General features: G+C 47.0%; 8 protein-coding genes. 4 read left to right on the top strand and 4 right to left on the bottom strand.

What is annotated here, in order from left to right:
• Window positions 1–51: 51 nt before the first annotated feature.
• From FM037_RS07520 to rlmD, 4 genes are all read right to left on the bottom strand, one after another.
• Window positions 52–1,689 carry a CTP synthase gene (locus FM037_RS07520; protein ID WP_144045489.1) on the bottom strand — a complete coding sequence of 546 codons (1,638 nt, stop codon included), beginning with the start codon at window positions 1,687–1,689 and terminating at the stop codon, window positions 52–54.
• A 114-nt stretch (window positions 1,690–1,803) separates the two neighbouring features.
• The gene (mazG, locus tag FM037_RS07515) at window positions 1,804–2,601 is read right to left on the bottom strand and encodes a nucleoside triphosphate pyrophosphohydrolase (protein ID WP_144045488.1); all 798 of its coding nucleotides are present in this window, start codon (window positions 2,599–2,601) and stop codon (window positions 1,804–1,806) included.
• 77 nt (window positions 2,602–2,678) lie between these two features.
• Entirely contained in the window at window positions 2,679–4,883 is a 2,205-nt protein-coding gene (gene relA / locus FM037_RS07510; RefSeq protein ID WP_144045487.1) for a GTP diphosphokinase, read from the bottom strand.
• Between the two features lie 142 nt (window positions 4,884–5,025).
• Entirely contained in the window at window positions 5,026–6,381 is a 1,356-nt protein-coding gene (gene rlmD / locus FM037_RS07505; protein WP_144045486.1) for a 23S rRNA (uracil(1939)-C(5))-methyltransferase RlmD, read from the bottom strand.
• Between the two features lie 97 nt (window positions 6,382–6,478).
• Between rlmD and barA the strand changes: the two genes are divergently transcribed.
• The 4 genes from barA (at window position 6,479) to recN (ending at window position 13,014) form a co-directional block, all read left to right on the top strand.
• Window positions 6,479–9,292 carry a two-component sensor histidine kinase BarA gene (barA, locus tag FM037_RS07500; RefSeq protein ID WP_144045485.1) on the top strand — a complete coding sequence of 938 codons (2,814 nt, stop codon included), beginning with the start codon at window positions 6,479–6,481 and terminating at the stop codon, window positions 9,290–9,292.
• Window positions 9,267–9,872, top strand: coding sequence for a YjaG family protein (locus tag FM037_RS07495; RefSeq protein ID WP_144045484.1), 606 nt, complete (start codon window positions 9,267–9,269; stop codon window positions 9,870–9,872). The genes barA and FM037_RS07495 overlap by 26 nt, the downstream gene beginning before the upstream one ends.
• Window positions 9,873–10,213: 341 nt before the next feature.
• Window positions 10,214–11,212, top strand: a complete 999-nt coding sequence (locus tag FM037_RS07485; protein ID WP_144045482.1) for an AEC family transporter — start codon at window positions 10,214–10,216, stop codon at window positions 11,210–11,212.
• 140 nt (window positions 11,213–11,352) lie between these two features.
• Window positions 11,353–13,014: a DNA repair protein RecN gene (recN, locus tag FM037_RS07480; RefSeq protein ID WP_144045481.1), complete on the top strand. Its 1,662-nt coding sequence runs from the start codon at window positions 11,353–11,355 to the stop codon at window positions 13,012–13,014.
• Window positions 13,015–13,030 lie beyond the last annotated feature (16 nt).

The raw sequence follows: 13,030 nt of genomic DNA, 5'->3' as shown, positions 1-13,030 counted from the left end.
GAAAACAAAAAAGCCGCTTCCAAACTTTGGAAGCGGCTTAACGTCACTGATTTAGCCTAAGTCGCGTTTTTGGTACGCGTTGGCTGCAGCAATAAAGCCTTTAAATAATGGCTGACCATCACGAGGCGTGGATGTAAATTCAGGGTGGAATTGACCGGCGACAAACCAAGGATGATTGGGTAGCTCGATCATTTCAACAAGCTGGCGATCAGAAGAAAGACCACTGAATATTAGACCAGCTTGCTCTAAACGTTCTTTATAGTTGTTGTTCACTTCGAAACGATGACGATGACGCTCGACACAAGAATTGCCTTCGTAAGCTTCGGCAGCCTTACTTCCCTCTGAGAGGTGACATAGCTGTGCACCCAGGCGCATTGTACCGCCAAGATCTGATGATTCGTGACGCTCCTCTAGAGCCCCGTCTTCATTGAGCCACTCGGTGATCAAGCCAACGACAGGGTACGGCGTTTCCTTGTTAAATTCGGTAGAGTGAGCATTTTCCAAACCGGCTACGTTGCGTGCGAACTCGATTAATGCGACCTGCATACCCAGGCAGATGCCGAAATATGGCACATTATTTTCGCGAGCAAACCTGGCTGCCAGTATCTTACCTTCTATGCCACGCTCACCGAAACCACCCGGTACCAGGATACCGTCCAGGCCTTCCAGATCTTCGACACCCTTAGCTTCAAGGGTCTGAGAGTCGACATACTTGATATTCACCGATACCCGGTTAAACAGACCCGCATGCTTCAAGGCCTCATTGACAGACTTATAGGCATCTGGCAGTTCAATATACTTACCCACCATGCCGATAGTGACATCACCGGTAGGGTTGGCTTCTTGGTAGATCACTTGTTCCCACTCATGCAGATCGGCTTCTTTACATTCGATGCCGAAGCGCTTGACCACGATATCATCCAGGCTTTGAGCCTTGAGTAGCGCAGGGATCTTGTAGATGCTATCCACATCTTTGAGTGAGATAACTGCACGTTCTTCAACATTACAGAAGAGTGAGATTTTCGCTCTCTCGTTGGCAGGAAGCACACGATCACCACGACAGATAAGAATGTCCGGAGCGATACCGATAGAGCGCAGCTCTTTCACTGAGTGTTGTGTCGGCTTAGTCTTGACCTCACCTGCGGCGCCTAAGAAAGGCACCAGAGTCAGGTGCATATACAGGGTACGTTCACGCCCCAGTTCAACACCTAACTGACGAATAGCTTCTAAAAATGGCAGGGACTCAATATCACCTACCGTGCCGCCAATCTCGACGATAGCAACATCATGACCTTCACCGCCAGCAAGCACTCTGTCTTTGATGGCGTTAGTGATGTGAGGAATGACCTGAATGGTCGCACCTAAATAGTCACCACGACGTTCTTTACGAAGGACTTCTTCATAGATACGGCCTGTGGTGAAGTTATTACGACGGTTCATCTTGGTACGAATGAAGCGCTCATAATGACCTAGATCGAGATCTGTCTCTGCTCCGTCCTCGGTAACAAAAACTTCTCCGTGCTGAGTCGGGCTCATGGTGCCGGGATCCACGTTAATATATGGATCTAGCTTCATAATGGTTACGTTTAGGCCTCTAGCCTCTAAAATTGCCGCTAACGATGCTGCCGCAATGCCTTTACCTAGTGATGAAACCACACCACCAGTTACGAAGATATACCTTGTTGTCATTATGAACCTGAGAAAATGAGTTGGAAATATGTGCTTGTAAGAAAGCACTAGGACGGGGCGCAATTGTAGCAAAACTCCAGCGATACGACAAACAAGTTCAGCGATAATTTTTATCTATTTGTGCACTTCATTACGCTTGACTTGATCCCAATAGCCATCGAGTTCGATTAAACTATGCTCCTGCATCGACTTACCGCTCTTGCTCGCTAAGGTTTCTACGCCTCTGAAACGTCGTTCAAATTTTGCATTTGCCTGACGCAGGGCCTGTTCCGGTTCAATGCCTAAGTGACGTGCCAGATTAGTCACGGCAAACAGCAGATCGCCCATCTCATCTTGTATCTTCTCTTGTATAGGCTTATCTAACCTGACCTCATGCAAGACTTCGCCGATCTCCTCATGAATTTTATCTACCACAGGGCCGAGATCATCCCAGTCGAATCCGACTCGCGCGACGCGTTGCTGAATTTTGACCGAGCGAGTCAGTGCTGGTAAGGCTAGTGGAATGTTATCTAATACCGAGTGAAGGGATTTATCCTTTCGCTCTTTGGCTTTTATGGTTTCCCAATTTTGCTTCACTTGCTCGGCGCTCGCCTCTTTGAGAGAACCAAACACATGGGGATGTCTGGAGGTAAGCTTGTTGCATATTTTCTCTACGACATCTCCAAAATCGAACAAGCCTTGCTCTTTACCCAACTGACAATAGAACACCACCTGAAACAGCAAGTCTCCCAGCTCATCGGGAAGCTCGTCTAAGGCCATGCGCTCTATGGTATCGGCAACTTCATAGGCTTCCTCTAATGTGAAGGGCACGATAGTGCTAAATGATTGAGCGAGATCCCAGGGACAACCCGATTGAGGATCTCTGAGCCTTGCCATCACATCCAGCAGAGGTTGAATTTCACTGTTTTTCATCTTAATTCCGTAAGCATATAAAAGGCGGCAAAAGCCGCCTTAATGGGTCAATAATCCCAAATTAAACGTCCTCAGGATTATAAACGTCTGGCTTCACTCACGCCTTCCACCTGATTAATTTTCGCCAGTACCTTGGAGAGTCCATCGAGATTATACAATTCCAACTCGAGTTCGATAGCAGCCGTCTGTGTCTTAACATCCGATGATGTGCTCATCGCCATCACATGGGTTTTCTCGGCGGCGAGTACTGAGGTCAAATCACGCAACAGACCCGAACGGTCATTAGCTATGATACGCAGGCGGATCTTATAGCCGCCGGAGTAGTTTTCTCCCCACACCACATCGACAGTACGTTCAGGATGGGCGCGTATTAACTCTTTGACCTGATCACAATCTGCCCTGTGCACCGAGATCCCGCGGCCCTTAGTGATGAAACCGAAGATCTCATCGCCGGGTACCGGCTGGCAACAACGTGCGATATGACTCATCAAGTTGCCCACACCACTCACTTCAACCTGGCCCTTACCTTTCTTTCCTGCTTTACTCTGACTCTTTTTGACCAGATCTTCGACCGCTTCCTCATCGGATAGCTCATGCTTACGCATCTGGCTCTGTACATGATTAACCACCTGATTGAGCCTGACATCTCCGCCACCGATCGCGGCTAAAAGATCATCCATGCTCACCATATTAAACCGCTCGACCGCACTTTGAGCGTCTTTGAGCTTGAGTCCCACACGTGAAAGCTCAGTTTCCATCATCTCACGGCCGGCGGCACTGTTCTTATCTCTATCTTGCTGTTTAAACCAGTGCTGAATTTTAGAGCGGGCACGGGATGAACGAATGTAACCTAAGTGTGGATTTAGCCAGTCGCGCTTAGGATTAGGCTGCTTAGAAGTGATGATCTCGATGCGCTGGCCCGTTTCCACCTGATAGGTAAAAGGTACGATGCGACCATCTACTTTTGCCCCTATACACTTATGTCCCACATGGGAATGAATATAGTAGGCGAAATCGAGTACAGTCGAGCCAAGCGGCAGGTCGACCACCTCACCGCTGGGGGTAAACACATAAACCCTGTCTTCGAAGACCTGGCTGCGCACCTCTTCGACTAGATTACCACTCTCGGCCACATCCTCTTGCCACTGCAAAATCTTACGCAGCCAATTAATCTTCTCTTCATAACCAGTCTGCTTACTACTGCTGGTGCCCTCTTTATATTTCCAGTGAGCGGCAACCCCGAGCTCGGCATCTTCATGCATCTGCTCGGTGCGGATCTGGATCTCGACGGTTTTACCCTCGGGACCCACAACTATGGTATGAATAGACTGATAACCATTGGGTTTGGGATTAGCGACATAATCATCGAATTCCCGGGGGATATGATGCCAAAGCGTGTGCACCACACCTAAGGCGCCATAACAGTCCTGCAGTCTATCGGTGACAATCCGCACGGCGCGGACATCAAACAGTTCATCGAACTTAAGATCTTTACCCTTCATCTTCTTCCAGATGCTATAGATATGTTTAGGGCGGCCATACACCTTGGCCCTGATGTGATCTTTATCTAATCTGGCTTGCAGTTGACCGACAAAATTATCGATGAATGTCTCACGATCCAGCCGCTTACCATCGAGCTGTTTGGCGATATCTTTATAAGTTTGAGGATGAAGATAGCGAAATGAAATATCTTCCAGCTCCCACTTCAGCTGGCCGATTCCGAGTCTGTTGGCCAGTGGGGCATAGATATCGGCAATTTCACGGGCCAAAAGCACTCGCGTCTCTTCATCGGCATTTTTCACTTCTCTGAGCAAACAGATACGTTCGGCAAGCTTGATCACCACGGCGCGGACATCTTCCACCATGGCCAGCAACATACGGCGGATGTTATCTATCTGAGGCTCTGCGGCGCGGGACTGGTCATTGATTTTCAATGCACCAATGGCATTCATGGTTTCAACACTGCGCACTAAGGTGGCGAGGCCTTTACCGAAGGACTCCTCCAGTGACTCCTTAGATAAAATACCCGCATCATAGACCACGAAGATGACGGATGCCTGCAAGGTTTCGATGTCCATGTTCAGAGGCGCGAGAATTTCTATCAACTCTCTGGCACGCTGGAGCAAATTAGTATCATTGCCGTGCTCCGACACCATGGTCTCAATCTGACGCAGCAGTTCGAGTAAAGATTGGGCTTCGTCAGTGTCACTGATGTAACGATTGACCCACTCTTCTAACTGAAAATCCGGATCACTAAAATGTGCTTCTCGAACTGATACCATCTCAATAACATCCTTAACTTTAAATCTTAAAGTACGCTCAGGAACTTAATCCCTTCTCACCGAAGGCCCATCTTGAGCATTCCACTTCTAATGTCAATTAACAAACCTTGACTCAAGCGTTAATTAGTTACTAATTAAACAATTAACTCAGCTCAAACAAGGCCATGGCTTCGATGTGATGGGTTTGAGGAAACATATCGATCAAACCTAATTTTGTTAACTTGTAACCATGTTTTAACAGAGACTCACTGTCTCGAGCCAGGCTCGCCGGATCACATGACACATAGACGATGGATTTAGGCTTCATCTTCTTCAGCCATTGCAGACTCTCGAAAGCCCCTGCCCTAGCGGGGTCTAACAGCAATTTATCCACTTTACCTAGCCAGGACTCTTTAGAGAGGTCGGCGCTAAGATCGGTATGAAAGAAAGACACATTATCTAACCCACTCAGTGTGGCATTCATTTTGGCTTGTTGCACCATCTCAGGCACACCTTCGACACCTATCACCTCGGCGCCTTTCTTAGCTAATGGCAGACTGAAATTTCCGACACCACAAAAGAGATCTAACACCCGCTCATTGGCTTCGACGGATAACCAGTCCACGGCTTGATTGACCATGGCATTATTGATTTCGGCGTTGACCTGAACAAAATTCCCTGGGGTAAAACTTAGCTTAACCCCGTTATCCAGCTCATAATAGGGCAGTTCATCTGAGTCAAGGGTCAGCGTTTTGGGCGCATCACAAATCAAGGTTAAGTCTGAATCATTGCCTTGTACTATCAAGTTAATCCCGTGACTGAGGGCAAATGCTCGCAACTTATCGGTGTCTTTATCCGGCATAGTTTTTGTCATTCTTATCACGACAAAATGTCCATTATTGGCATCAATCAGTTCTACATGACCCAAGGCCTTTTTACTCGAGAGTTGATTGAGCAGCTTAGACAAAGGCAAGATGAGGTCTGACAAAGGCGTCGCCAGCACAGGACAATGCGCTATCTTAATGACTTGTTTACTCGCCTTAGCCCTGAAACCTAGCGTAGTGTACTTAGTATTTCGATCATAGAAAGTCGCGAGTCTAGCACGGCGTCGATAATCCCACTCTTGACCAATCAGTGCCGGCGCGAGCGTTTCTGCTTCAGCCTGACCTAGCTTAGCCATAAGACTGACTAGGGCATCTTGTTTATAGCTGCGTTGTTTATCGATTACCAGATGTTGTAGGTCACAGCCACCACACTGGTCATAATGAGCACATTTTGGCATGACTCGATCTGGGGACTGTGTGACTATCTGTTGCAATGTTGCCCGAGCGTGGCGCTTCTTCTGTTCGGTCAATTGCCCTCTCACGCTCTCTCCCGGTAACGCCCCCGGCACAAAGATAATCTTGCCATCCTGATGAGCAATACCCGCACCCAAATGATCGAGCTGAGTCACCTCTAAGCTTATTTTGGCTGATATTTGCTTAGATCTATTTGGTTTTGCTTTAAAAAACTGTGCCATTGAGGCCTCTAAATCGATAATAATACTGGCCAAGACCGCCTATTTTCTGGCAGTCTAGTGACACGTTTGTCAACAAACTGGTAGATTAGCTAACTTAATGAATAACGCCGATAACATGACGAAATACAGTCTCCGCTCTTGGGTACTTGTACTTGCGTTAGCGCCGACGATTCTCGTTGGTGTTCTACTGGGCAGCTATTTTACCATAAATCGTTTCTATGAACTCGAACAAACTCTCATAGAGCAAGGCAGTAATATTATTGAGCCACTGGCGATTGCTGCTGCCATTGGACTTGAGAACAATGACTTTGAAAGTACTAAAAAACTGATCACGGCCATCCAGCTAAATAAAGCTTCTTTAGTGCAGTTTATTGCCATTTTCGATACCAATAATCGTGTCATAGTCACCTCACATCATTATAAAAATCATGAAATGATGCGCTACGATCAGCCTTTTACCAGCCTACTCAACACTCAGCTCGAACAAGTCGGCGACAGCATAATACTTCGCACTCCTATTTTTTCATCCGATAATGAACTTCACCTTAATACCGATGAAAACAAAGATACTGAGCGCCTTATCGCGATTAAGCTCGGCTATATAGCGGTCTTAGTGAATAAAGAGAATGCACTACTCGAACAACATAGGGCCGCCGTTGCCGCATTTATTATCGTGTTAATCGGTGTTCAGCTGAATTTACTCTTCACCTTCAGATTGGTTAAAAACGTCACTCAACCCATCACAGAGATGGTACGAGTCGTGGCTAAGATCCGTGAAGGCAAGCTAGATACCCGGGTAGATGGTAACCTGATCGGCGAGCTGGATCTGCTCAAACGTGGCATTAACGCCATGGCAGGCTCCCTGTCCGAATATCACGATGAGATGCAACAGAATATCGATCAAGCCACCTCGGATTTAAGGGAAACCTTAGAGCAGATCGAGATCCAGAACGTCGAACTGGATCTCGCCAAGAAACGCGCGTTAGAGGCGAGTCGAATAAAATCAGAATTCCTGGCCAACATGTCCCATGAATTAAGGACTCCGCTCAACGGCGTCATCGGCTTTGCCAAACAGCTACTCAAAACGCCTCTGCATTCGAGTCAACAGGACTATGTCAATACCATAGAAAAAAGCGCGACTAACCTGCTGGGGATAATTAACGATATCTTAGATTTCTCGAAACTCGAAGCGGGAAAAATGGTGTTGGAGAACATGCCTTTCGCACTGAGAGAGACTTTAGACGATACCATCACCTTGTTATCTAACAGTGCCCGTGACAAGGATATTGAGTTAGTGGTAAATATCGACCAAGCGATACCGGAAGATCTCTCCGGCGATGCGATGCGGTTTAGCCAGATAATCACTAATCTGGTGGGAAATGCCATCAAATTCACCGATATCGGCAGCGTGCATTTAAAAGTACAGCTGACCGAAGCGACCGATGACAAGGTCAACCTAAGATGCGAAGTGATAGATACAGGTATTGGTATCGATGAGGATCAACAAAAACTGCTTTTTCAGGCATTTGGCCAGGCAGACTCATCCATTTCCCGTCGCTTTGGCGGAACGGGCCTTGGGCTTATCATCACTAAGCGACTGATCAACCGTATGGGCGGCCAGATAGGCTGTCATTCAAAGCCTAATACAGGGTCAACCTTCTGGTTCACCCTTCCTCTCAGCACCAGCATATATCCAATAGGTCAGATCCAGTCAGTGGATAAACTGCTCAATAAGACTATCTTGCTGCTTGAAGCCAGAGAGCTGTCTAACAACACCTTAGATCGTCAGATAAGGCATTGGGGAATGCGGCTGACTAACATTCGATCCAGTGAACAGCTGGCTCATCATTTCAGTCAGTACGATACTGTTTATGATTACGCCCTGATCAGCAATAAGGGCCTGGACCAAGACTGTGATATTGCCTCACAGCTGAAAAAAATTAAAACTAGGTGTCGCTATCTCATCCTGATCGGCGGAGATCTAGAGCATGAACTCCACTTTATCTTACCCTTTGTCGATAAAGTGGTGCCGGCACCAATAGGCGAAAAAGTACTGGCTCAGATCTTGATTGATCCCCAACCTAACTCAGAAAGCCAGCAACTACTCAAAGAATACACGCCTCCCGAGCCTATTTCGAAAGAAGCCATGAGCGTATTGGCTGTCGATGATAATCCGGCAAACCTAAAGCTCATCGATACCTTGCTAAAAGAAGTCGTCAGTCAAGTCACGGTAGTCAATAGCGGCCTGGGCGCCATCAAGCAGGCTCAGGAGCGTAGTTTCGACCTGATATTTATGGATATACAGATGCCTGGCACTGATGGCATCAGCGCCACTAAACAGATACGTCAACACTCCCTCAACCGTAACACTCCTATCATAGCGGTGACGGCACATACCATTGCCGAGGAGAGAGAACGAATCGAAAACAGTGGTATGGACGGTTACTTACCTAAGCCCATAGATGAAGCCTCCCTTAGAAGTGTCATCAGCCGCTGGAAGACCCGCCCCAGATTCACCCACTTCGATCAGTTCACCCTAAATTGGGATCTGTGTTTAACCCAAGCAAACAATAAGACTGACTTAGCCCTGGATATGCTTAAAATGTTGGTGGACTCACTACCTGAGACCACAGACCAGCTCCAAGACTCCTTAGATAGCTTCGATGAAAAACAGATGCTCACCACTGTGCATAAGCTACATGGCGCGAGTTGTTACTGCGGCGTACCGACGACACAGAAACTTTGCCATGAGATAGAATCTAGGTTAAAGCAAGGAATAGGTATCGCCGAGGTGGAACCTGAAATACTAGAGTTACTTGATGAACTAACTAAGGTAGAATCGGCGGCAAATCAAGTGTTATCACAGTTATCAACGGATGTATTAGATGACAAACAAGCTCGGCTTCTTTAAACGCGTAAAAGCGTTAGACTTGCAACAGAAAAAAGTATTCGCCATCGCATTGTGCCAACGTATGCTGCCTAACTATCAACTTTTTTCAGAGGTATGTGAGTTTGGTGATCCACAAGTACTCGATACTGCACTTAGCCTGCTATGGCAATCTATCTACGATAAAAAGTTAAAGCTCAATATTGATATCTACCTAGAAAGGTTAGAGCTAATCACTCCAGATCCTGCCGACTTCGATGTCTATGGTGTCTATCCAGCCATGGATGCGACCACGGCAATTATTGCCCTCTTGAGTGCCATACAGAGTAAAGTCGAAGAAGATATCGTCAACATCAGTAAACTCTCTTCGAGCACAGTCGCCAACTACATAGAAGCGATTTCCGATGTCGAACTTGACGAAGATGCGTTCGATGATTACATCTTTAATCATGAGGTCATGGTTGAAGAGAAGGAGCTGCAAGGCACACTACTTCAACTCATCGAAGACAATCCTAAGTTGAATGCCGACTTTGTAAAATCATTGCGAAAAGAGATCATTGAAGCGGGCGTATCAAACATAGGTATCGGACTGCCTGAGAGCTAAAGCTAAAGCTATCAATGAGAAAATTGATTTATGAAGGCTATATCCTGATTAATTCAGAGGGCCTAACAGACACTTGGAAACTCACAATAGGTGAGCAGACTAGAGTGGGCTCTCTGTTTGAATTAAGAAGACAGATCAACTTTTTTCAGGAGCTAGGCGTTCTCCCACCAATGCAGGGCCATATTCCAGCTCAAGCGCCCAAAGCAAGGCTCTCTAATAGAGACTCCACAAAGCAAAACCGAAACACCCCCTAAGACCTTAGCTTAATCCCATCCCAATGAAAAACTGTGTTACTTTGATAAGAAAGTATAAAAACACGACTCAAATAAGGGATGGTATTGATGTCACCTATCTTAACCCCATTGTTTGCCGTACTTGGGATCATGTTGCTAGGCTCGCTTATCCAGAAAAGCAGGATCCTGTCACCAGATACCGATCAGGTATTAAACCAATATGTCTATTACATCGCTTTTCCGGCGATCATGCTGATTGCCTTGGCAGAAACGCCTATCGAAGGGATCTTACAGTGGGGATTTATAGCCGGCTATAGCTTGGCTATGATACTGACCTATCTTTTGGTGATGCTGGTGTCCTATATCACCAACAAAGGCCGCACAGATATCGCATCACTCAGGGCGCTAAACACCACATTCGGTAACTGTGCTTTTATCGGCATGCCGCTACTCACCATACTGTTTCCGGATAATGCTAACGCATTAACGGCAGCGGCTATCGCGACGCTTCTATCGGTCATTATTTTTGCCCTAGTCTTAGTCACTATCGAGTTGTATCAAGGGCAGAAGCAGGCATCCCCCCTTGTCGTCATCCTTCAGTCCCTGGTACAGAACCCTATTGTGATTGGTAGCAGCATCGGCATGGCAATTTCGGCCCTCAACATTCAAGTCAATGAATCGTTATCGATTATGTTACGTCAGATAGGCATGACTTCTAGCCCCTGTGCCCTCTTCGCGATAGGCATGGTGCTCGTCAAAGCGAGCGCAGAGCAAGAACTCACTTTGACGTCGTCAGCCACCGGTGAGGCTCTTCAAGTAAAGGCTAAACAAGGGAGACTTCAGCATATCGCCGAATTGAGCTGGATTAATGTGTGCAAATTATTTATACAACCTGGCCTGGCCTATGTACTCTTAATGGCCTTTGGCATCGAGGGAGACTTGCTGATCATGGGGGTCCTGCTAGCTTCATTACCCACGGCAGCGAGTGTGTTCTTATTGGCACAAAGGTACCGAGTGAAAGCCAGCATCAGTGCTCAAGCTATCATGTTAGGGACAGTGTTGAGTATTGTGACCCTGCCCAGCATAGATTATCTACTGCGCAGTTAATCGGTTAAGCAAAGAGTGATACAAGCGACTCAGTGTCCCATTGAGTCATAATAATATTGAACACTATTCACTCGGAGCTTTACTGTATATAAAATCAGTATATACTGTTTAAAAACACAGTACATTAAAGGGATGTCATTATGCTCTGCCAACTCAGCATCAATAATTTCGCCATCGTCCGCTTTCTGGAGCTGGACTTCAAGCCTGGAATGACCAGTATTACCGGTGAAACCGGTGCGGGTAAATCGATTGCAATTGACGCCCTGGGTCTGTGTCTGGGTAACCGAGCCGATGCTGGCACGGTAAGGCCTGGGGCTACGAAAGCCGAGGTGAGTGCCAGATTTTCCTTAAATGATATCCCAGTTGCCAAACGTTGGCTCGAAGATAACGATCTCGACCACGATAATGACTGTATACTCAGGCGAACGGTTGGCAGTGATGGTCGCTCCAGGGCATACATCAATGGCAATCCGGTGCCCTTATCACAGGCTAAAAATCTTGGCCAACTGCTTATTGGTATTCACGGTCAACATGCACACCATGCCATGCTTAAGAGTGAACATCAGCTGACTCTGTTAGACAGTTACGCCAATCATAAAATGCTTCTCGACTCAGTCACCGCCGGTTACCAACGCTGCAAGCTGGTAGAGAAGGAGCTTAAGGCCTTAACTCAGTCACAACATGAACGTATTTCTCGAAAGCAGCTGCTCCAGTACCAAGTAGAAGAACTCGATGAATTTAGCCTTTCTCCCGGTGAATTTGAACAGATAGAAGCTGAGCATAAGAAACTCGCCAATGGCACAGCCCTGGTCGAGGCCTGTAAAAATGAGCTGTTTATCTTGCAGGAGAATGATCAGGGCAGCGTCGAATCCTTGATCAACGCGGGTATCACTCAAGCCCAGGAGCTCGAGTCATATGATCCTCTGCTGACGAATGTCGTTAATATGCTAAATGAAGCCCTTATTCAAGTTCAGGAGAGCAGCAGCGAGCTGGAGAATTACTTAGCAGGATTAGAACTGGATCCGGAACATTTTGCCCACTTAGAACAAAGATTATCCCAAGCCATGCAGCTGGCGCGTAAGCATCACGTCAGCCCGAGTGAGCTGGCTGCCCACCATCTCACACTTAAAACTGAACTAAGCAACCTAGATTCTGACGAGGAAGCCTTGGACGATCTCAAGCAACAAGTTGCCGCCAGTCGAGACAGCTATCTGGTACATGCCAAGAAGCTCAGTCAGAGCCGTTGTCGTTATGCCAAAGAGTTAGACAAGCAGGTCACTCAATCTATCCATGAACTGAACATGCCGAAGGGAAAATTTACTATTTTGGTCACATTCAGTGAAGATCTCAGCTCACCGAATGGCTGTGACACCATAGAGTTTCTCGTCACCACGAACCCAGGACAGCCGCTTCAGCCCCTGTCTAAGGTCGCATCGGGTGGTGAATTATCCAGAATAGGCCTGGGTATCCAAGTCATTACCGCCAGAAAAGTATCGACACCAACGCTCATTTTTGATGAGGTCGATGTGGGTATTTCTGGGGCGACTGCGGCGGTGGTTGGACGAATGCTGAGAAAGCTAGGAGACTCCACTCAGGTATTGTGTGTGACCCATCTCCCTCAAGTTGCCGGCAATGGACACCAACACATGTTTGTCGACAAGAAGAGTAAGGCAGGAAAGACAGAGACGTCCATGACGCCATTGGACAAAAATCAGCGCATAGAGGAGCTGGCCCGTTTACTGGGCGGTGATGAGATCACTAACAATACATTGGCGAATGCTAAGGAGCTGTTGCGATTGTAGATTCTATATACCGACC

This window comes from Shewanella psychropiezotolerans (assembly GCF_007197555.1).
Classification (GTDB): Bacteria; Pseudomonadota; Gammaproteobacteria; order Enterobacterales; family Shewanellaceae; genus Shewanella; species Shewanella psychropiezotolerans.
The sequence above is the reverse complement of the archived record's forward strand: the minus strand, read 5'-3'. Positions and strand labels throughout refer to the sequence as shown.